This is a genomic window from Streptococcus mitis (assembly GCF_946190155.1).
GTDB lineage: Bacteria > Bacillota > Bacilli > Lactobacillales > Streptococcaceae > Streptococcus > Streptococcus mitis_CL.
In genome coordinates this window covers 47,397-69,317 of sequence record NZ_CAMHZL010000006.1, presented here as the reverse complement: position 1 = coordinate 69,317, position 21,921 = coordinate 47,397, and the positions used below count along the sequence as shown (strand labels likewise).

Here is a 21,921-nt window from a genome sequence, read left to right as displayed (position 1 = left end):
TCAAGAAATTTCCATCTATATTAGAAAAAGCCTGTCCTGAGACAAGGCTTTGAGTTTCTTCATCTTAAGAGCCTGCACTTTCGTAGGAATCCAAGCCCTTGTCCCAGAGTTTCAAGGAAATACCTAAGAAGACTAGGGAAATCAAAATCAAACCTCCAATGTTAAAGAAGACATCCTTGTCCTGCAAGAAATAGCTGGCAGGATAGTAGGCAGTAAAGGCAAAAGGCACGATAAAGCTAATCAACCAACGAAGAGCTGAATTATAAATTGAAATGGGATACTTAGCAAAATCATTAAACATATAGAAAATGTAAATCATGGCGCCTGACTGCTTGGTCCAAAAAGCGATACTAGCTGTCGCGATTTTCAAGGAAGTATAAATCAAGGTCGCAAATGGTATGCAGACTAGGAAAAGCAGGAATTTTGGAAGAGTCCAAGCAATGCTGGTCACTGTTGTTGCTAGTAACATACCACCAACCAAGAGTTCGCCCAAGGCATCAATCTGAAAGGTCTCAACCAGGATGTGAAAGAGAGGATTGATAGGACGAGTCAAATACTTGTCAAACTCTCCCTTTCTCACCAAGCGTTGCCCCAGTGCCCAAAGATTGTCAAAAAAGAGATGGTCCAGTCCCTTGGGAATCAAAGAAAATCCATAGATAAAGGCAATCTCTTGAAAGGTCCAGCCTTCTAGGGATGGGATGTGTTGAAAAATGACATTGAGAAATAAGAGGTTTAAGCCTTGAGTTAGAAAAACTCCCAGCACACCAACCACAAAATCCACCTTGTATTCCATGATTTGTTTGATGTATTGTCTGATAAAAATCAGATGCATGCGTTGATATTTTTTCATACTAACCTCCCTGAATGGTGATAAAGGACTGAACTCGTTTCCAAATCAACTGAGACAAGCCCACCATCACTAAGAGCCAGAAAAACTGCAAAGCGAGGGCCTGAAGAATCTGACTAGCATCGTATTTCCCAACAATAATCATAACCGGAGTGTAAATCAAGGATGAAAAAGGCAGGAAGGAGAGAATATCTGAAACAAGCTTTGGAAAGAAAGCCAAGGGAATCAAACTCCCTGACATAAAGGCCACTATGGAAGTCTTGAGTAGATTAGAACCCCATAGATTTTTAAACACAAAGGCAGAAAATCCAAAGCAGATATTAAAGAAAAAGTTAATCAGGTAGGCTAGCGTTAAGCTAAAAAGATATAGAACAGTTAAGCCCAGCACTTCTACAATACCTTGCCCCGATAAGACTTTCATCAAAACAATGACACTTAAAAATGGCAGTCCAACAGATATAAAAATCAACCACTTGGAACCAAGTTCAGTGAAGAGATAAGAGGCCGCAAAATGCACTGGTCGCAACAAACGCATGATAATAGAACCATCCTTAACCTCTTCCCCAATCATAAAAGAGCTATCTGACTTGGTCAACAGATTGGTCACAAAACTCATGATGATGTAGAGGGTGATATCTGCCATACTGAAGCCCTGAATCAAGGACTCCTGCGAAGAATCAAAGACAGCCTTCCAGAGATAAAAGGCCACAAAGGCTCCCATAACATCGCCAATCCGATAGAGAATAAAGTTGACTCGATAGGTAATCAACTCCTGAACACCTGCATTGATAAAGGGTTTATAGCGTCTCCACAATTTGACCATCTTAGAGCTCCTTTCGGTAGAAGCGGCGGATAATATCCTCAATATCCGTATCCACCATCTTCAAATCGCGGATTTCAAAATCAGATAAGGTTTGCTTGATAATATCAGCTGATTGGTATCGAGAACTATCGAATTCAATGTTGAGGCTATTCCCTTGTCTATCAATAATCATGTCCGAAAAGCCTTCATAGTGAGAGACGAGATGACTTTGACCTGGTAGCAGTTCAAAGGAGAGCGTCTTCATCTTGCCAAAGGTTTCCTTGAGTTGGCTAACCGTTCCATCAAAAATCTCCTGCCCCTTGTCAATCATGAAAATACGATCACAAAGTTGCTCAATATCACTCAGATCATGAGTGGTCAAGAGAATGGTTGTTTCTTCCTCCTGATTGATTTGGGTAATAGCTCGACGAATATTATCCTTGACCGAAACGTCCAAACCTATGGTTGGCTCATCTAAAAAGAGCACCTTGGGATTGTGGAGCAAGGAAGCCGCAATATCCGCCCGCATCCGTTGTCCCAGTGAAAGAGTCCGCACGGGATCCTTGATAAAGTCCTTCAAATCCAAGACTTCATTCAAAAAATCCATGCGCTTATGGAAGAGAGAGTCTGGCACATCGTAAATTTCTTTTAAGACCGTGTAGGTCTCTTGCAGTGCCAAATCCCACCATAGCTGGGTGCGTTGTCCAAAAACAACTCCAATATCTTTGACATAGTCTTGGCGATTGTCCTGAGGAATCTTGCCGTTAATCCGACAAAAACCAGATGTCGGCTTTAAAATCCCAGTCAGCATTTTAATGGTGGTCGACTTCCCAGCACCATTTGCCCCAATGAAGCCTAAAATCTGCCCCTTAGGTACCTCAAAGGTCAAATCCTTGACCGCTTCAAAGGTCTGCTTTTCAGGATGAATAAAGGAGCGCAAAGCCCCCTTCAATCCCGGTTCCTTAACAGTCTTCACAAAATTTTTCTGAAGATGTTCCACTTCTATCATTGCCATAAATCTCTCCCTAGCGCAAGGAATAGCAACATTGTATTTTTGACTACAAATATTCTAAAGCCTTACTTTCTACACCTTCTACATTTTCTTACTACAGAAGGCTTTACACCAACCTATTATAGTCCAATAAAAACTGAAATGCAAGCGTTTGCTTGCAGTTTGTGAACTTGAAAATTTTTCTCTTAAAATCATACTTTTAAATCAAAAATTCTGGTCTAATCGTTTCCTTGAAATAGAAAAAACCTACCCGATGGGTAGGTTTTTGATCTGTATTGTTCAGCTAGATTAAGCTTTTTAAATACGAAACTCTTCTGTTTGCCACACAATAATTTGCACTGAATTCTATAAAGAACGCAACTTATTAATCTAGATTTTATTTGAAAAAAACAATAAATTGTAGGAATGTGAAAAAATAATAATAGAGTACCAGTCTTATAATTGTATATGTAATCAAACTACTTATAACATTATGCCTACTATTTTAAAGAGAGAATTTGCAATTTCTAAAACTAAGAAAATATATTTGATAAAAATTAAATAAAAAATAGGTCTAGCACATTAACCTATTTCATTTAAAATCCTATTCAGATTTAAGGCACTAATTAGCCTATTTCTCAGGTATTACGTATTATATTACAATAACACATATAAACTATCGAGCTCCATAGTCTTTTGAAATTCTTCCCCATGTACTGTGGTGTGCTCCACTTTATAGCACTTCTACACGAATAAGTCATACTCTTGCATTTTTAAATACCTTTTAGACAATTGTAAGGGATGAGGACGTCCCCCGAAAGAGCAAAAAGTTTTGCATAACAATTACCTCCTTCATTACTATTTTACAGCATTTACTTAAAACATACAATATCTATATCATCAGTTCTAAAAAATAGTTATACTTAATTTTATTTCTTAAAAATTTGTTCAACATCATTTATAAATATTGATAATAAATTGCCTTTATTAACTTGTTCTACTCCTAAATCTTTACGCATTTCATTCATAACTTCCTCAATCAAAATTAAATTTTTATCCGCTTCCATTTCTTCCCCTGTAGCCAGAGAGCTTTTCCTAAATTTATTCCACTTAGCCACTACTTTAGGAGAGCCCCATAGTGTAATCTTACTATTAAAACTTTGTATATCTTTTATCATTTCTTGTTCAGTATACTTGGCAGCATTATTAGTTTGAGTTATCTTATACACTAAACCGATAAATTCAGCATATGGTTCTTCTCGCTTACCTGCCAAATACTCTCTTCGTTTATTTTTGTTATCGGAATGTTTTGAATAGAATGAATTCAATATAGAAATTGAACCAGTTATCAGTGCAACTAGAATTACTGCATCTAATCTAGATACCATATTCTGTAAGTATTGAATTATCCAATTTAAAAATTTTGGTAACTCTTCTACCAACTTCTTTCCTATGAAAATAGCATCAATAATCAACAAAATAAGTAGAATATAATTCCAAATTTTTTTAACTTCCTTCTTATTTCCAACTATATAGGCCGTAATAAATGTTGCTATCATAAAAACTAAAAAATACATACTTCCCTCCTTCTTTAATTATAACACAACTTTTTATTTGTATATCATTATATAACTATATTTTTAATAAACATAGTTATATAATACCCATTTTAAATCTCTGCTTTTTAAGATTAATAATAAAATAAGTTTCAATAAGCATATTTCAACTCACATTTTTCGTCACACACAGATCAGCTTTTTAGCTGAGCAAAGAATTCCCCTCGAAGCAATTCAAGATCGTATAGTACACACAAGAGGAAGTCGTGTTAAAGATATCTATTCGCACGTTACACAAAACACAAAAGATCTAATCATTCCTGTTTTAGATTCGTCAATAAAATAAGTGTGGCAAATTTGTAGCAAAACAAAGAAAAAAGGTTTATCCAAATTGGATAAACCCTATTATATCAAGGTTTTACAAACTTCTTAAGCTTTACCTTCTGAACCGAATACGTCGATACGTTCTTCAACTGATGCTTGGATAGCTTTTACACCATCAGCCAAGAATTTACGTGGGTCGAAGAGTTTTTTCTTGTCGTATTCTGCTTCGTTTGCTTCGTAGTCACGAGCAAATTTACGAGTCGCGTTAGCGAATGCGATTTGGCATTCAGTGTTAACGTTAACTTTCGCAACACCAAGTTTGATAGCTGCTTGGATTTGCTCATCAGGAATACCTGATCCACCGTGCAATACGATTGGGAATCCTGGAAGAGCTTCTGTCAATTTTTGCAAGTGATCAAGGTCAAGACCTTCCCAGTTTGCTGGGTAAGGACCGTGGATGTTACCGATACCAGCTGCCAAGAAGTCAATACCAGTTTCAACCATTGCTTTAGCGTCTTCGATTGGAGCCAATTCGCCTTTACCGATGATTCCATCTTCTTCACCACCGATAGTACCAACTTCAGCTTCTACTGAGATACCTTTGGCGTGTGCTTTTTCAACAACTTCTTTAGCCAATTTAAGGTTTTCTTCAACTGGAAGGTGTGAACCGTCAAACATGATTGAAGTGTAACCAACTTCGATACACTCAAGTGCATCTTCGTAGTGACCGTGGTCAAGGTGGATAGCTACTGGTACAGTGATACCCATTGATTCAACAAGGTTAGCGATCAAGTTGCGAGCAACTTTGTAACCACCCATGTATTTAGCAGCACCCATTGAAGTTTGGATCAAAACTGGAGCTTTTTTAGCTTCTGCTGCACGCAAGATAGCTTGAGTCCACTCAAGGTTGTTTGTGTTAAATCCACCAACTGCATAACCGTTGTCACGAGCTGCTTGGACAAATTTTTCTGCTGAAACGATTGCCATTTTATCAGGCCTCCTGTATATTTTTATGGGTCATCCCATTTACATTGTTCATTTTATCACTTTTTGACAAAAAAATCTAGTTTTTCCCGTAGTTTCGATTGAATTTCTTCTAGCTCCATCTATGTAAACCCTTTCTCTCCCTAGTCTTGGGCGACTTTTGGAAAAACTATAAAGAAGGTTAAACGATTCTCTTGCATTTCAAAATGATAAGGTAATTTTTCATGTTCTAATAGACTCTTAACCACAAAGAGCCCCATCCCAGAACCCTTAGCCTTTCGACTAGCATTGTCAGAAAAAGACTGGGCTAGTTTTTCTTGTTCTTCTGGGCTACAGCTATTCTCGATAAAAAGTTCACCTTCTCTTTCTCCAATGCGAACCAAGCCACCTGGAACAGAGTGCTTGATAGCATTGCTGATGAGGTTAGACAGAATCAATTTCATAACTGATGGGTTTAGATAAGCCTGCTGATGGGTCAAACTATTGTCTATCTGGAGCTCTCTTTCCTTGGCTAGCAAGGCATAATCCTTAACTAAACTTTGCGTCATCTGGTGTAAGTCAATTTTTTCCCTATCATCTCGTAATTCTTGCACAGACGAAAGAGAGAGTATCTGGAGAATGTGGTGATTGAGCTCATCCACAATTCCTAAGGCAACTCCCAGATAGTGGTCTCTGTCCTTATAACGACCGACATTTTCTTTCATATTTTCAATCAAGATTTTGAGACTTGCCAGAGGTGTCTTCAATTCATGAGAAGCGCCCCGTAGGAATTCAACCTTCATCTTTTCCAGCTGGAGAATGGCTTCATTCTTGTCATGCAAGTCCGCAATGACAGTCAAAAGATGTTGGTAGAGGCTATTGATTTGTTCCTTGAGATCACCAATTTCGTCCTTAGAATCCACGCGCAAACGCACTTGGGCATCTAGCTCCATCATCCGACGGGTTACTCGCTTGATTTCCAAAATCGGTGCAACAATAGTCCGTGCATAAATATAGGCCACCAAGAGAGAAATTAGAAAGGATGTCAGCAAGGTGTAGGGGAGAAATTGGAGACTGATTTGCTCTGCTTCCTTTTGCAAATCCACGGAAGCTAAAAATTGCAGAGTCATGGTGCTACCATCTTGCGTTTTCACCTCGCGCTCCTCGATAAAGAGAGAGGTTGTCTGGCGGTCTGTATCCAGAGGAAAACTGTCCTTGACTTCTAACTTGTCCTCGGTCATCTCGCCCTTGACAGCCCCCTTGATATCACTAGTCTGGGAATATAGGTCTAACACTTGCTCAATACTCTGCCTATCCTTACCTTCTAGGGACTGGGCAATGGCTGTCGCTTTCTGGCCAATGCTTTCCTGCCGATGACTCAGATAAGTCGAAGGAAAAAGAAAATAAATGGCTAAATGAAGGCAAATAACTAGAACACTAAAAATCGAGAAGGTGTAGATAAATATCTTTGTAAATAAACCTGTTCGTTTCATTTTCGCTCCAATTTATAACCAACATTGCGCACAGTGAGGATGCAGTCCAGGTCTAGTTTTTTCCGTAATTCCTTGATATAAACATCAATGACACGGTCAAAGGGAACCTCATCTGTCGCCTTCCAGACGGCATCGATAATCTGAGAACGAGTCAAGGCCCGTCCTTCATTTTTCACCAGGTAGTCCAGAATTTCTAACTCTTTGGCATTGATAGCCACTTCTTGACCTGCTAGGCTGGCACTGTAGCTCTCAAAATCCACCCTGGCATCTTTATAGGAGAAGATTCGTCCTGTATCATAATAGCGCTTGAAAATCGCGTCCACTCTCACTTTTAAGAGGGAGAGGGAGAAGGGTTTTTCCAGATAGCCATCTGCCAGAGAGGCAAAGGCATTCATTTTGTATTCCTCATCCTGAAAGGCGGTCAACATCAGGACAGGAACCTGACTGGTTTTGCGTATCTCAGCCAGAACTTCTAGGCCATTGAGTTTGGGCATCTGGATATCCAGTAAAACCAAGGCTACTTCATAGCTGGAAAATTGCTCCAAGGCTTCTTGTCCGTCCGCCGCCTCAATGGTTTCATAACCACAATCCGTCAAATAGTCACTGATCCCCTCACGGATCATCTCTTCATCTTCTACAATTAAAATTTTCATAGAAAAATCTTTCACATTCCTTTAAATTTCTTGTAAATTATCTCAGTTTCATCTTAAAAGAAAGAGGCCTTATCAAGATGAAATAGATAAAAATGCTACCTATATTATACCCCATTTAGGGGAGAATAGGTAGCAAGTTTGTTATTCACTATCCAGCAAGAGCTCTTTTGGTTGTTTTCTGAGGAGATTGCTTGAAGCAAGCGCCATAACTAGAATCACTAGAACCAAGGCAAGGACAAATACAATGATAAAGTCAGATGTCTGAATAGAAATGTCTAAGCTCGACAAGGTTTTACTAAAACCATCTACTTCTGCACCACCACCAAGGTTAGAGGCTTGAGCAGCCTTGCTGGCTTGCTTGGCAACACCTGAAGTGACATTGGCAAGAACAGTATTTCCGATTGTACGCGCTGTGTAAGTAGCTAAGAAGTAAGCAGAAACAAGAGCAGGGATGGCAATCAAGATGGATTCAGTGATGAATTGACCCAAGATACTTGCCTGCTTGAGACCAATAGAGAGGAGAATACCCACTTCCTTGCGACGGGCATTGATCCAAAGGCTAAGCAAGAGGGCAAGGAGAAGAACTGAGAAGCTCAAGCTACCCCAGAAGAGGAGATTGGCCATCTTGTACATACCAGAAATGGATTGCTCAAGAGCTGGGTAGTTAGATGAGCTCTTAACGAGTGTATAGCTCTTCCAGTTGATACCACTGATGCCATTCAACTCTTTCATAACATCATCCAAGTTCTTGTCCGCTGTTACAAAGAAGGTTGCATCCCCATAAATGGCTGTGTCTTCTGTGTATCCATATAACTTAGCGGCCGTATGTATGTCTGTGATAGCTGTGTTTTCATAGAGTTCTTGTGAATAGGTTACTGCAGACTTATTGTGACCATCAAAGAGTCCCTTGATTGTCACTTCGACTGTTTCCTTGGCACCTTTTTCATTGTCTGCATCATAGATATTGGAGTCCAGTTTGACCTTGTCCCCTACTTTCCAGCCGTGTTTGGCTGCCAAGTCCTTGTGCAGGAGGATCTTGTCCTTGTCATCGTTGGTTAGGTGCTCACCTTCGACCAGCTTATAAGAACCAGAGACAAACTTGTCTTCTTTAGAGGAGTCATTGACACCTGTAATCATCAAGCTACTTCCAAAATGTTTGGCACGGTCAGGTGTCAGATTTTTCTTGGTTTCTGGCGTTTCGATGAGTTCATAGCCAGTCAAATCCCCAATAGCGTTGATGCGTTTAACATAAGACTCGATAGCCTTGTTTTCAGTGATTTTTTTGATATCCTCACCCTTAATATTCCCAGCACCACGTGGCGTTCCTTGATTGACGCGACGATTGATTTGCATGGAGAAACTGTTGGTGATATTTTTAAATGTCTCCTGAGAAGCCTTGGCAGTAGCTCCCTTAATTGACAAGCCGACCAAACTCAAGCTCGCCATGAGGAGAATAATCAGGAAGATGACAATCGATTTGAAAAACTTCCTTGTAACATAGGCAAATGCGTTGTGTAACATATATTCCCTTTCTAGATGTTGTTCTATTTTATAGTTCTAACAGAAAAAGCTCATATTATTTCGTAGTATTGCGAGTTTCAGTTAGTTTCTTATCCTTCAACTCAAGTGTAATATCTGATGCTTGCGCCACTTCTTTGCTGTGGGTTACGACGATCACACATTTACCTGTTTTCTGGGCAAGTGATTTGAGCAGTTCGACAATATCTCCAGCAGTTTTAGGGTCCAGATTTCCTGTTGGCTCATCAGCTAGAATCACTGGAGCTTCTGATACCAAACTGCGGGCAATGGCAACACGTTGTTGTTGGCCACCTGATAACTGGAGAACATTCCGCTTAATCTGACTTTCATCTAAACCAAGCTCAAGTAGTGTATCCTTGCTTGCCTTTTTGTTGACCAAGCGGATATTTTCCAGTGGAGAAAGATAATCTATCAAATTATAATTTTGAAAGACCAGGGAAATATGGTGCATGCGATGGTAAGAATAGCCCTTCTTACGAATGTCCTCTCCTTGAAAAAGGATAGAACCTTCAACAGGACTATCTAGACCAGCAAGGAGGGACAAGAGAGTGGATTTTCCTGCTCCTGATTCCCCAATAATACTGTAAAATTTCCCGGGTTCAAAATTATAATTGATCTGATATAGGACTGCTTCAGCAGTGTTCTTATAACGGTAGGTAACATCTTGTAATTGTAATAAAGTCATGATTTCTCCTTCTTAACTAATAGATGATAAAATTTCTTTAGGCGATTTTCTAAATAAGAATAGGAAACAAAGGGCTACAGATAAGCAACTAAGCAGAACTAGAAAAACATAGGATTCTGCAAAAGATAGGATGTTGGTTGATAGACTGCTTGCTTTGGCTAGCGTGTCTTGTAAGACTGCCTGATCTCCACTTGCTAATAATGTTTGGAGTAGGTAAGATGTAATGACATTTCCAGCGATAAAGGATGGAAGCAAAGCACCGAGAGACACCAAAACAACCTCTAAACAAAATTGTAGGAAGATCGAGCTCTTGTCTTTTCCAAGTGCAAGTAAAATCCCCACTTCGTAGACTCTTTCTCTCAACCAGAGAGACAAGACCAAAATTAAGGCTCCTGCTCCTGCTATCATAATCCCATAAAGGAAAATGGTCAGAAAGGTTTGGAAGGTTGCAACTGAATCCTTGATTTGTTCAAAGGCCTTGTTTTCTTTCTCAACTTGGTAGCCGTTATTTTCCAAAGCCAAATTTTCCACCTGCTTCAAGAGTCCGTCCATTTCCTTAGGATTTTCTACATAGAAGCGAGCTGCAGTGACTTGAGGTTCACCATTACCCAAAATGCTTTGGCTACTTTCATAGTCTGTAAAGACCTGGTTCTCACTGAAGTCAGAAGACAAACCTGTAAATTTCTCTTGTTTTTTACCAGAGAAGATTCCGACGATTTCAAACTCGACAGTTTGTCCTTTGCCAGATTCTGACTGACCAGCATTCAAGCTAATCTTGTCATGAAGGGAAAGACTATTCTTCTTAGCCAACTCTTCGTGGATGAGAATTTTCTTGGAATCTCCTTTTTGAAGGTGTCGGCCTTCTTTTAAGTTGAAAGCCGAGCTGGTAAAGGTCACATCCTTAGATGAATCCTCAAGAGCCGTTAAACTAACCAGATTCTTGTCCGCAGCTGACAAATCATCACGCTCCACGTTCTGCTCGCCACTCACCGCTTCCTTGTCTTTTAGTTTTGCGACCGTCTCCAGTTCAGGAGAAACATTTTCCAGGCCCTTAATCTTGCTGACAGATGCTAGGTCCGATAACTTGAAGGTCTGTCCGTTTTCTATCTTTTTAATTGAAAAAGATGTATTGAGTGATTTGTAAAGATTGGTTTCCACTGTTTTGTTGGACTTCATCAGCGTCAAACAGGCTGAAATTCCAGCCAATAGGACCAATAAAATCAGAAATAGAATAAAACTTCTCAGTCGTTTTCTGCTGACATAGGCCCAAGCTCTTTGGATTGGATTCATTTGTCACCTCCATATTTGTAAGACTATTATAAAATCCAAATATGAAATGTTTATGAAATACAAAAAAAGAGCAAAAATTTTTTGCTCTACTTGAATTATATGAAAACAAAAGAGCTAGCTTAAGCTAACTCTTATCCTATGCGGAGAGAGGGACTTGAACCCTCACGACCTAAAGCGGTCACAGGATCCTTAGTCCTGCGCGTCTGCCAATTCCGCCATCCCCGCGTCGATTACTTTACTAGTATATCAACTTTTAGGATCCTTGTCAACACTTTTTTTCAATTTTTTTCATTTCATCAACCAAATTACTCTGAAATTTCATTTAGATTTTCATCTACTAACTTAGCTCCCAGTGTATTTTTGAAATGTCCAAGGGCAAATTGGTGATTTTCAGGCCAGATGGAGGCAACAGCTGGTTTAACAACCTCGATATCATATCCTAGATTGTAGGCATCTATAGCTGTATGCAGGACACAGATATCCGTCAAGACCCCTGTTAAGATAACTGTAGAAATCCGACGCTCTCTCAAACGGATATCCAGGTCAGTCCCAGAAAAAGCTGAGTAATGGCGTTTATCCATCCAAAAGACACGACTGTCTGAACCATGCTCTTGATAAAAGGTCCCCAAATCTCCATATAAATTTCGTCCACTAGTCCCAATCAAATTGTGAGGAGGAAATAACTTGCTTTCTGGATGGAAACAATCATTTTCTTCGTGAGCATCAATGGTAAAGAAGATATAATCTCCGCGTTCAAAAGCTAATCGAGTCACCTTGCTAATAGCTTCCGAAATTGCCTGAGCTGGAGCGCCTGCTGTCAATTTTCCACTATCAGCAACAAAATCTTCTGTATAATCAATCGAAATTAAAGCCTTAGTCATTAGTAATCTCTTTTCTTCACTTCTTCAAAAATATCTGAAATCAAGACCTTAAGATAGGTTCCCTTCATTCCAAGTGAGCGACTTTCAATAATCCCTGCAGACTCAAGTTTACGAAGAGCATTGACAATCACAGAGCGGGTGATTCCGATACGGTCTGCAATCACAGACGCAGTCAATTGCCCTTCATTTCCATTTAATTCCCCTAAAATTGCTGAAACAGCGCGGAGTTCTGAATAAGAAAGGGTGTTAACTGCCATGGTAACAGCAGTACGGCGACGGATATTTTTCTCATCTTCTTCACGCTGGAAGTTAAGGAGTTGAATTCCAACAACGGTACTCGCAATCTCAACAAGAATCAAATCCTCGTCTTCGAATTTTTTATCATTGCGCCAAATAATCAAAGAACCAAGGCGAATCCCTGATACATGAATCGGTGCAATAGTCGTCAAACCATCTGGAAAGTCTGCACGACTCTCCACAGGGAAAATACTCAAATCATGATCAACTGTCAGATTGGCTTCTGTATCGTAAATCATGTTCGCACCTTGAATGTACTCATCCGGGAAAATCTTAGTTTGGAAGAATTGCTCTACACGATCTGTATTGGTTTTGTAACGCATAAAATAGCCAAGGAGACGTCCCTTGCTATTGACGATGCAGGCGTTACAGTCAATAATGTCTGCCAATTGACGGGTAATCGCATTGTAGGGAAGTTCTTCCTGCAACTGCTCCTCTGAGCGCTTCAGGATAGACGTAATTTTTCTAGTTTTTTCTAATAAATGTGCCATTTTTCACCTCGAATATAATCGCTATCATTATAACATAAACAGCTTGAATTTTCAATTATTATCTGAAAATTGCTTATTTAATTGCAATTTGAAAAAACAAGAATATTTTTAATTAAATTGCTTCTTTTCTATTGACAAGCTCCCTCTTTTTGTGTATTATAATATTACAAGAAGATAATATATCTATTTTATTTATCTTTCTTTTACATTCGGTCTCCTTATATAAAAAAGCGATTCATATTGAACCGCTTTTTCTTATTTATCACCCTTGTTACGAATCACAAATCCTGTTTTCTTTTCGCTTGAAGTATTGCGTGGTTTTTTATTATCCTTACGGTAACGTTTTTCCTTATCAAAACGATCGTTGCTACGACTTCCTTTTTTAAAATCATCACGACAACCATTGCCACGGCGATCACGGTCTCGACGGTCGTCCCCACGACGGCTTCCACGACTTCCCTTAGCTTTACCACCGAAGCCATTACCTGATGGTTTAAATGGAAGTGGTTTTTCACGTGCAATCTCCACTTCAGGAAGACTATCTGGATCTTGAACAGTCAAACTCAAGATATACATCGCCAATTCTTCTGGAGTAAATTCAGCAGCTAACTTACGAGCATCCTTGCCGAATTTCTCAAAGTTGGCACGGATAGTCTCATCTGCAAAATCACGTTCAATTTTCTTGAGAGCTACGTGTTTTTTAGCTTGGAAGGCTTCTTCTGCACTTGCAGGTTTGAGACCTTTCATGCGTTTCTTAGTCAAGTTCTCAATGATTTGGAGGTAGCCCATTTCATTTGGTGATACGAAGGTAATCGATTGACCTGACTTACCAGCACGACCTGTACGACCGATACGGTGAACATAACTTTCCGGATCTTGTGGAATATCGTAGTTATAGACATGAGTCACACCTGAAATATCCAAGCCACGCGCTGCAACGTCTGTCGCAACCAAAACATCAAGATTTCCATTTTTAAAGTCACGAAGAACACGAAGACGTTTGTTTTGGTCTAGGTCGCCATGAATTCCTTCTGCGCGGAAGCCTCGGATTTTAAGACCACGAGTCAATTCATCTACACGGCGTTTTGTACGACCAAATACGATAGCAAGTTCTGGTTGTTCCACATCCATGAGACGAGTCATGGTATCAAATTTTTCTTGTTCCTTAATTCGAATATAGTATTGGTCAACCAATTCTGTTGTTAATTCTTTAGCAGCAATCTTGACATGCTCCGGTTCTTTCATGAACTGAACACCGATACGTTTGATGGCTTCAGGCATAGTTGCTGAGAAAAGTAAGGTTTGACGGCTTTCAGGGACACGGGAGATGATCGCTTCAATATCTTCGAGGAAGCCCATATTGAGCATTTCGTCAGCCTCATCAAGAATCAAAGTTTCAATATCTTGTAATTTCAAGGCCTTGCGTTTGATTAAGTCTAATAGACGTCCTGGTGTTCCTACAACAATATGAGCACCTGATTTAAGGGCCTTGATTTGTTTTTCAATACTAGAGCCTCCATAAACTGAGCGAACTTTTACACCCTTACTGCGACCAAAGCGGAAAAGTTCTTCTTGACTTTGGACAGCAAGTTCACGAGTTGGAGCGATAACCAAGGCTTGGATAGTCGCTTCTTCTGTACGGATTTTTTCAAGGGTTGGCAAGCCAAAGGCTGCAGTTTTTCCTGTACCAGTCTGAGCTTGACCGATAACGTCCTTACCTTCAAGAGCCAAGGGAATAGTTTGTTCTTGGATAGGGCTGGCTTCTACAAATCCAGCTTTTTCAATCTCTGCTAGCAAATCAGCAGACAAGTTTAATTCATTAAATTTCACGTTATTCTTCTTTCTAAAGGTGGTGCGAAGCCACCCTATAGGGCTTAGTTTATACTTTTCTTTTTATGACGTATTTTCATATACTGGATACAAAATCGTGTTGCTTCTTTTCCACAAAAGAAAAGTACTGTTTTCTTTGCAACCTATCTAGTATAACACAAGACCAGAACAAAAGATAGCCCAATCCATCGATAATGTCATGTAAACGATTTTTCTGAGAAAATAAGGCTGAAATTTCCACTATTTCATAATCTTTTTTAAAGCGTAGCAGAATTGTGCAAAAGTTTTTTTCTTGTGCTAGAATGAAAATCGAATAGGAGGAACTCTAAATGTTAACTTATGATTTAATCGTTATCGGATTTGGTAAAGCTGGTAAAACACTAGCTGGTAAATTAGCTTCAGCTGGGAAAAAAGTTGCCCTCGTTGAACGTAGCAAAGCTATGTACGGTGGAACTTGTATCAACATCGGTTGTATCCCAACTAAGACTTTGCTAGTTGCTGCTGAGAAGGACTTGTCTTTTGAAGAAGTGATTACTACCAAAAACACGATCACTGGTCGCCTCAACGGTAAAAACTATGCGACTGTTGCTGGTACAGGCGTAGATATCTTTGATGCGGAAGCTCACTTCCTTTCAAATAAAGTCATCGAAATCCAAGCTGGTGATGAAAAGAAAGAACTGACTGCTGAAACAATCGTCATCAACACTGGTGCTGTTTCAAACGTCTTGCCAATTCCAGGACTTGCTACAAGCAAGAATGTCTTTGACTCAACAGGTATCCAAAACTTGGACAAATTGCCTGAAAACCTTGGAGTCCTTGGTGGCGGAAATATCGGTCTTGAATTTGCTGGTCTTTACAACAAACTTGGAAGCAAGGTTACGGTTCTAGATGCCTTGGATACTTTCCTTCCTCGTGCAGAACCTTCAATCGTTGCTCTTGCTAAACAATACATGGAAGAAGATGGCATTGAATTGCTTCAAAACATCCGTACTACTGAAATTAAAAACGACGGTGACCAAGTGCTTGTCGTAACTGAAAACGAAACTTACCGTTTCGATGCCCTTCTCTACGCAACTGGACGCAAACCAAATGTAGAACCACTTCAACTTGAAAATACAGATATTGAACTAACTGAACGTGGTGCTATTAAAGTGGACAAACATTGTCAAACAAACGTTCCTGGTGTCTTTGCAGTTGGAGATGTCAACGGTGGACTTCAATTTACTTACATTTCACTTGATGACTTCCGTGTTGTTTACAGCTACCTTGCTGGAGATGGCAGCTACACACTTGAAGACCGTCTCAATGTACCAAACACCATGTTTATCACACCTGCACTTTCACAAGTTGGTTTGACTGAAAGCCAAGCAGCTGATTTGAAACTTCCATACGCTGTTAAGGAAATCCCTGTTGCAGCAATGCCTCGTGGCCACGTAAACGGAGACCTTCGCGGAGCTTTCAAAGCTGTTGTTAATACTGAAACAAAAGAAATTCTTGGAGCAAGCATCTTCTCAGAAGGTTCTCAAGAAATCATCAACATCATCACTGTTGCTATGGACAACAAGATTCCTTACACTTACTTCACAAAACAAATCTTCACTCACCCAACCTTGGCTGAAAACTTGAATGACTTGTTTGCGATTTAATACTCTTCGAAAATCAAATTCAAACCACGTCAGCGTCGCCTTACCGTACTCAAGTACAGCTTGCGGCTAGCTTCCTAGTTTGTTCTTTGATTTTCATTGAGTATAAGTTAAAATCTCATCTTAACGAACAGCCCTCTGTGGGCTGTTTTTACTTCTGCGGAACCTCAAATCCGTCTTTTCCCTCTTTTATGATATAATAGAAACATGAAATTAAAAACTACTTTGGGCCTTCTTGCTGGGCGTTCTTCCCACTTCGTTTTAAGTCGTCTTGGCCGTGGAAGTACGCTCCCAGGAAAACTCGCCCTTCAATTTGATAAAGATATTTTACAAAACCTAGCTAAGAACTACGAGATTGTCGTGGTCACTGGAACCAACGGAAAAACCTTAACAACTGCCCTCACTGTCGGCATTTTAAAAGAAGTTTATGGTCAAGTTCTGACCAACCCAAGTGGTGCCAACATGATTACAGGGATTGCGACAACCTTCTTAACAGCCAAGTCTTCTAAAACTGGGAAAAATATTGCCGTCCTAGAAATCGACGAAGCCAGTCTATCTCGTATCTGTGACTATATCCAGCCAAGCCTTTTTGTCATCACGAATATCTTCCGTGACCAGATGGACCGCTATGGTGAGATTTACACAACTTACAAGATGATTTTGGATGCCATTCGTAAGGTGCCTACAGCTACTGTCCTCCTTAATGGAGACAGTCCACTTTTCTACAAGCCAGCTATTCCAAATCCTGTAGAGTATTTTGGTTTTGACTTGGAGAAAGGTCCAGCCCAGCTGGCTCACTATAATACCGAAGGGATTCTCTGTCCTGACTGCCAAGGAATCCTCAAATATGAGCATAATACCTATGCAAACTTGGGTGCTTATATCTGTGAAGACTGTGGATGTAAACGTCCTGATCTCGACTATCGCTTGACAGACTTGGTCGAGTTGGCCAACAATCGCTCTCGCTTTGTCATTGACGGTCAAGAATACGGTATCCAAATCGGCGGGCTCTATAATATCTACAACGCCCTAGCTGCAGTTGCCATCGCCCGTTTCCTCGGCGCAGATTCGGAACTAATCAAGCAGGGATTTGATAAGAGCCGTGCTGTCTTTGGACGCCAAGAAACCTTTCAAATTGGTGATAAGGAATGTACCCTCGTCTTGATTAAAAATCCAGTCGGTGCGACCCAAGCTATCGAAATGATCAAACTAGCACCTTATCCATTTAGTCTATCTGTCCTCCTTAACGCTAACTATGCAGACGGAATTGATACCAGCTGGATCTGGGATGCGGATTTTGAACAAATCACTGACATGGACATTCCTGAAATCAACGCTGGCGGTGTTCGCCATTCTGAAATTGCACGTCGTCTCCGAGTGACAGGTTATCCAGCTGAGAAAATCACTGAAACAAGCAATCTGGAACAAGTTCTTAAGACAATTGAAAACCAAGACTGCAAGCATGCCTATATTCTGGCTACCTATACTGCTATGCTGGAATTCCGCGAACTGCTGGCTAGTCGTCAGATTGTTAGAAAGGAGATGAACTAATGGTTTATACTTCACTTTCCTCAAAAGATGGCAATTACCCTTATCAGCTCAACATCGCTCACCTCTACGGAAACCTCATGAATACATACGGGGACAATGGAAACATCCTCATGCTCAAGTACGTGGCTGAAAAACTAGGGGCCCATGTGACGGTTGACATCGTTTCACTTCATGATGATTTCGATGAAAATCACTACGACATTGCCTTTTTCGGAGGTGGTCAAGACTTTGAACAGAGTATCATTGCAGACGACCTACCTGCTAAAAAAGAGAGCATTGACAACTACATCCAAAACGACGGGGTGGTTCTGGCTATCTGTGGTGGTTTCCAACTATTGGGTCAATATTATGTTGAAGCTTCAGGCAAACGCATAGAAGGGTTAGGAGTCATGGGCCACTACACCCTCAACCAGACCAATAACCGCTTTATCGGTGATATCAAGATTCATAATGAAGATTTCAATGAAACCTACTATGGATTTGAAAATCATCAGGGCCGAACCTTCCTCTCAGATGACCAAAAACCGCTGGGACAGGTGGTCTATGGAAATGGAAACAACGAAGAAAAGGTCGGTGAAGGGGTTCATTATAAGAATGTCTTTGGTTCTTACTTCCACGGACCTATTCTCTCTCGTAATGCCAATCTGGCTTATCGCCTAGTCACTACCGCCCTCAAGAAGAAATATGGTCAGGACATTCAACTCCCTGCTTATGAGGACATTCTCAGCCAAGAAATCGCTGAAGAATACAGCGACGTCAAAAGCAAGGCTGACTTTTCTTAAACAAAATGAAACTATATCAAAGAACTCCGTTATCTTGTCGGAGTTCTTTTTGTCTGTTCTTTTACCCTTCTCCCTTGCATTTTCTCTCTTTTTTTGCCAAAATAGAGGGGTAGAAAGAAGGTAGCATATGTCTAAATTACAACAAATCGTAACATATCTTGAATCAGAAAAACTAGACGTCGCTGTCGTATCTGACCCCGTCACAATCAATTACCTCACTGGCTTTTACAGTGATCCCCACGAACGCCAAATGTTCCTCTTTGTCCTAGCTGATCAGGAATCCCTCCTCTTTGTCCCAGCCCTTGAGGTTGAGCGTGCAAGCAGCACTGTTTCCTTCCCAGTTGTGGGCTATGTGGATTCTGAAAATCCATGGAAAAAAATGAAAGATGCTCTTCCACAACTTGACTTCAAACGTGTAGCTGTTGAGTTTGACAATCTCATCTTGACTAAATACCATGGCTTGAAATCAGTTTTTGAAACAGCCGAGTTTGAAAACCTCACTCCTCGCATCCAACGCATGCGCCTCATCAAATCAGCTGACGAAGTGCAAAAAATGATGGTTGCAGGTCTCTATGCGGACAAGGCAGTTAAGGTTGGTTTTGACAATATTTCTCTTGATAAGACGGAGACAGATATCATCGCCCAAATCGACTTTGCTATGAAGCGTGAAGGCTATGAAATGAGCTTTGATACTATGGTCTTGACTGGTAATAATGCTGCAAATCCACACGGTATCCCAGCAGCAAACAAGGTTGAAAATAATGCTCTTCTCCTCTTTGACCTCGGTGTTCTGGTCAACGGCTATGCTTCAGATATGACTCGTACAGTCGCTGTTGGTAAACCAGACCAATTCAAGAAAGACATTTATAACTTGACTCTTGAAGCTCAACAAGCTGCTCTTGACTTTATCAAACCAGGTGTGACTGCCCATGAAGTGGACCGCGCTGCCCGTGAGGTCATCGAAAAAGCTGGTTACGGCGAGTACTTCAACCACCGTCTTGGTCACGGTATCGGTATGGATGTCCACGAATTCCCATCTATCATGGAAGGAAACGACATGATCATCGAAGAAGGCATGTGCTTCTCTGTTGAACCAGGTATCTATATCCCTGGTAAAGTCGGTGTCCGTATCGAAGACTGCGGTGTTGTTACCAAGGATGGCTTTGACCTCTTTACAAGCACCAGCAAAGATTTGCTTTATTTTGATTAAAATTTTTCAAAAATCTTCCCACAATAAAACGCATACTATCAAGGTTCTTGAACACTTGATAGTATGCGTTTTTCTAATTTGAAAGACTTTTGGCTCAGACTCTTTACTTAATCTTCTTAATACTTTGACTAAGAATAAATCCTACAATCATCCCTACCATATTTTGCATGAAATTCGGTAGGATTTCTGGTAGGGCTGCTGCCCAGCCATTCATCAATGTAGAACCCAAGGCGTAACCCCCTACCATGGCAATCGTTGCTAAGATAAGACCTAGCCACTGAGCTTTTCCTTTAAATCCTGCAAAAAATCCCTGCAAGCCATGGTTGACCAAGCTAAAGAACATCCACTGAGGGTAGCCTGATAAGAGGTCAATCAAGAAACCTGCTAGTCCTCCGACTACAGCTCCTTCACGACTACCAAAGTAAAAGGCCGCGAAGAAGACACCCGCATCTAAAAGAGTTAGAATGCCTGTCGGTGTTGGAATTTTTAAGAAATAGCCTAGAACCACAGAAAGGGCGGTTAATAGAGATACAAGTGCGATTTTAGTTGTTTTTGTCTGCTTCATATTGTCTTACTCCATACTGATCTGCTTGTGCAATAGCACGAAAAACGAAAGCCTTAGAACTTTCTACTGCTGGTAAAAGTTCATCACCTTTAACCAAGTGACTGGCGATGCTAGAGGCAAAGGTACAACCTGCGCCAGCATTTTGCCCTTGGATAACGGGATTTTCTAGGACTGTAAAGTTTTGTCCATCATAAAATACATCTACAGCCTTGTCCTGATTAAGGCGATTGCCTCCCTTGATAATGACTGCTGGCGCTCCTAATTCATGCAATTTCTGCGCTGCCGTTTTCATATCTTCCAAGGTTTTAATTTCCTGACCAACCAATAATTCTGCTTCAGGAAGATTAGGCGTGATCACACTGACATAAGGGAAAAAGCGAATCAATTCTTGGCAGAGTTCACTTACAGCTACGTCGTGTGTTTCCTTGCAGACCAAGACAGGATCCAGAACCACAGGCACTCCTGGGCGTTGCTTGATAAAGTCCAAAGCCTTCTCAGCTACGCTGACAGTTGGTAGAAGACCAATCTTAATCCCTGCAAATTCCACATCACGCAAGCTATCTAATTCATGTTGAAAAATGGTATCGTCAGTTGGAAAGACCTCAAAGCCTTTTTCTGTTAAGGCGGTCAAACAAGTCACAGCTACAAAACCATGCAAGCCGTTTAAGGTATAGGTAGCCAAATCAGCTGACAAACCACCACCACTAAAAATATCATTTCCAGAAAGTGCTAAAATACGATTATTCTTCATAACGAATCTCCTTTAAATACAAACCATTAGGTGCTGCCGTTGGACCAGCAAGTTGCCTGTCCTTCTTCTCCAAGATGAGGTCAATCTGCTCCACTTGCATACGGTTGTTGCCGATTTTGAGCAGTGTCCCCACCATATTGCGAATCTGCTTATACAAGAAACCATTTCCTGAAAAGGTAAAGGTCAAAAACTGGCCTGTCTCATCAACCCTGAGACTAGCTTCTGTAATGGTGCGAACCTTATCCTCTACACTAGTCCCAGAGGCTGTAAAACCGGTAAAATCATGGGTTCCCTCTAGCTTTTTGATTGCCATCTGCATCCGTTCCACATCGAGTGGATAGGGAAAGTGAGTGGCATAGTAACGGCGCATAGGATTTTTGGGACGGCCCCTGTCTACGATAAACTCATAGGTCTTGCTATGCTTGGCATAACGACAATGAAAATCATCCGTCACGAGCTCAATTGAAATCACATCAATATCTTCAGGGGACTGAGTGTCTAGAGCAAAACGGAGCTTTTCCTCATCCATCTGATAAGGTAGGTCAAAATGAATAACCTGTCCCAAAGCATGAACCCCACTATCAGTCCTACCAGCACCGTGAACAGTAATGGCTTGCCCTTTATTTAACTTAGTCAAGGTTTTTTCAATTTCTTCCTGAACGCTACGTGAATGAGGCTGGCGCTGAAAACCAGTAAAGGCGTAACCATCATAGGAAATAGTTGCTTTGTATCTTGTCATAACTTCTATTTTATCAAGAAATTAGTCTGTAAGCAAGG

General features: G+C 40.6%; 21 protein-coding genes and 1 tRNA gene. 5 read left to right on the top strand and 17 right to left on the bottom strand.

What is annotated here, in order from left to right:
• Positions 1–64: 64 nt before the first annotated feature.
• The 4 genes from N8O80_RS06630 to N8O80_RS06615 all read right to left on the bottom strand — a co-directional run bounded on the left by N8O80_RS06630 (position 65) and on the right by N8O80_RS06615 (position 4,217).
• Entirely contained in the window at positions 65–850 is a 786-nt protein-coding gene (locus tag N8O80_RS06630; protein ID WP_261027348.1) for an ABC transporter permease, read from the bottom strand.
• Position 851: 1 nt separating this feature from the next.
• Positions 852–1,670, bottom strand: a complete 819-nt coding sequence (locus N8O80_RS06625) for an ABC transporter permease (protein ID WP_261027347.1) — start codon at positions 1,668–1,670, stop codon at positions 852–854.
• A gap of 1 nt (position 1,671) precedes the next feature.
• The gene (locus N8O80_RS06620) at positions 1,672–2,664 is read right to left on the bottom strand and encodes an ABC transporter ATP-binding protein (RefSeq protein WP_261027346.1); all 993 of its coding nucleotides are present in this window, start codon (positions 2,662–2,664) and stop codon (positions 1,672–1,674) included.
• Positions 2,665–3,569: 905 nt separating this feature from the next.
• Complete coding sequence (locus tag N8O80_RS06615) at positions 3,570–4,217, bottom strand: hypothetical protein (RefSeq protein ID WP_261027344.1); 648 nt, start codon at positions 4,215–4,217, stop codon at positions 3,570–3,572.
• A gap of 100 nt (positions 4,218–4,317) precedes the next feature.
• Between N8O80_RS06615 and N8O80_RS06610 the strand changes: the two genes are divergently transcribed.
• The gene (locus tag N8O80_RS06610) at positions 4,318–4,542 is read left to right on the top strand and encodes a tyrosine-type recombinase/integrase (RefSeq protein WP_261027384.1); all 225 of its coding nucleotides are present in this window, start codon (positions 4,318–4,320) and stop codon (positions 4,540–4,542) included.
• Positions 4,543–4,625: 83 nt separating this feature from the next.
• Here N8O80_RS06610 and N8O80_RS06605 read toward each other — a convergent pair whose 3' ends face one another.
• The 10 genes from N8O80_RS06605 to cshA form a co-directional block, all read right to left on the bottom strand.
• Complete coding sequence (locus tag N8O80_RS06605) at positions 4,626–5,507, bottom strand: class II fructose-bisphosphate aldolase (RefSeq protein WP_001019001.1); 882 nt, start codon at positions 5,505–5,507, stop codon at positions 4,626–4,628.
• 140 nt (positions 5,508–5,647) lie between these two features.
• The gene (gene vncS, locus N8O80_RS06600; protein WP_261027342.1) at positions 5,648–6,976 is read right to left on the bottom strand and encodes a sensor histidine kinase VncS; all 1,329 of its coding nucleotides are present in this window, start codon (positions 6,974–6,976) and stop codon (positions 5,648–5,650) included.
• Positions 6,973–7,629, bottom strand: coding sequence for a response regulator transcription factor VncR (gene vncR / locus N8O80_RS06595; protein ID WP_261027340.1), 657 nt, complete (start codon positions 7,627–7,629; stop codon positions 6,973–6,975). The genes vncS and vncR overlap by 4 nt, the downstream gene beginning before the upstream one ends.
• Positions 7,630–7,770: 141 nt before the next feature.
• On the bottom strand, positions 7,771–9,150 hold the full coding sequence (vex3, locus tag N8O80_RS06590; protein ID WP_261027338.1) for an ABC transporter permease subunit Vex3: 1,380 nt from the start codon (positions 9,148–9,150) through the stop codon (positions 7,771–7,773).
• Between the two features lie 55 nt (positions 9,151–9,205).
• A complete protein-coding gene (gene vex2, locus N8O80_RS06585; RefSeq protein WP_000173751.1) occupies positions 9,206–9,853 on the bottom strand; it encodes an ABC transporter ATP-binding subunit Vex2 in 648 nt (215 codons plus the stop codon).
• Between the two features lie 12 nt (positions 9,854–9,865).
• The gene (locus N8O80_RS06580; RefSeq protein ID WP_033682113.1) at positions 9,866–11,143 is read right to left on the bottom strand and encodes an ABC transporter permease; all 1,278 of its coding nucleotides are present in this window, start codon (positions 11,141–11,143) and stop codon (positions 9,866–9,868) included.
• Positions 11,144–11,282: 139 nt separating this feature from the next.
• A tRNA-Leu gene (locus tag N8O80_RS06575) sits at positions 11,283–11,368 on the bottom strand.
• An 80-nt stretch (positions 11,369–11,448) separates the two neighbouring features.
• Positions 11,449–12,024: a cysteine hydrolase family protein gene (locus N8O80_RS06570; RefSeq protein WP_261027336.1), complete on the bottom strand. Its 576-nt coding sequence runs from the start codon at positions 12,022–12,024 to the stop codon at positions 11,449–11,451.
• A complete protein-coding gene (gene codY / locus N8O80_RS06565) occupies positions 12,024–12,812 on the bottom strand; it encodes a GTP-sensing pleiotropic transcriptional regulator CodY (RefSeq protein WP_120718906.1) in 789 nt (262 codons plus the stop codon). The genes N8O80_RS06570 and codY overlap by 1 nt, the downstream gene beginning before the upstream one ends.
• A 255-nt stretch (positions 12,813–13,067) precedes the next feature.
• Positions 13,068–14,642: a degradosome RNA helicase CshA gene (gene cshA, locus N8O80_RS06560; protein WP_120718907.1), complete on the bottom strand. Its 1,575-nt coding sequence runs from the start codon at positions 14,640–14,642 to the stop codon at positions 13,068–13,070.
• Between the two features lie 329 nt (positions 14,643–14,971).
• On the opposite strand from cshA, the gene N8O80_RS06555 reads away from it, so the two are divergent.
• From N8O80_RS06555 to N8O80_RS06540, 4 genes are all read left to right on the top strand, one after another.
• Complete coding sequence (locus N8O80_RS06555) at positions 14,972–16,288, top strand: FAD-containing oxidoreductase (protein ID WP_261027333.1); 1,317 nt, start codon at positions 14,972–14,974, stop codon at positions 16,286–16,288.
• A gap of 204 nt (positions 16,289–16,492) precedes the next feature.
• Positions 16,493–17,836 carry a lipid II isoglutaminyl synthase subunit MurT gene (gene murT, locus N8O80_RS06550; protein ID WP_120718908.1) on the top strand — a complete coding sequence of 448 codons (1,344 nt, stop codon included), beginning with the start codon at positions 16,493–16,495 and terminating at the stop codon, positions 17,834–17,836.
• The gene (gene gatD, locus N8O80_RS06545) at positions 17,836–18,618 is read left to right on the top strand and encodes a lipid II isoglutaminyl synthase subunit GatD (RefSeq protein WP_120718909.1); all 783 of its coding nucleotides are present in this window, start codon (positions 17,836–17,838) and stop codon (positions 18,616–18,618) included. Before murT ends, gatD begins: the two co-directional genes overlap by 1 nt.
• A gap of 127 nt (positions 18,619–18,745) precedes the next feature.
• On the top strand, positions 18,746–19,828 hold the full coding sequence (locus tag N8O80_RS06540; RefSeq protein WP_120718910.1) for a M24 family metallopeptidase: 1,083 nt from the start codon (positions 18,746–18,748) through the stop codon (positions 19,826–19,828).
• A 103-nt stretch (positions 19,829–19,931) separates the two neighbouring features.
• Here N8O80_RS06540 and N8O80_RS06535 read toward each other — a convergent pair whose 3' ends face one another.
• The 3 genes from N8O80_RS06535 to truA are packed head-to-tail and all read right to left on the bottom strand — an operon-like array spanning position 19,932 to position 21,883.
• Positions 19,932–20,393, bottom strand: coding sequence for an ECF transporter S component (locus N8O80_RS06535; RefSeq protein ID WP_033682106.1), 462 nt, complete (start codon positions 20,391–20,393; stop codon positions 19,932–19,934).
• A complete protein-coding gene (locus tag N8O80_RS06530; protein ID WP_261027328.1) occupies positions 20,371–21,144 on the bottom strand; it encodes a bifunctional hydroxymethylpyrimidine kinase/phosphomethylpyrimidine kinase in 774 nt (257 codons plus the stop codon). Before N8O80_RS06530 ends, N8O80_RS06535 begins: the two co-directional genes overlap by 23 nt.
• The gene (gene truA, locus N8O80_RS06525) at positions 21,134–21,883 is read right to left on the bottom strand and encodes a tRNA pseudouridine(38-40) synthase TruA (RefSeq protein WP_261027325.1); all 750 of its coding nucleotides are present in this window, start codon (positions 21,881–21,883) and stop codon (positions 21,134–21,136) included. The genes N8O80_RS06530 and truA overlap by 11 nt, the downstream gene beginning before the upstream one ends.
• Positions 21,884–21,921 lie beyond the last annotated feature (38 nt).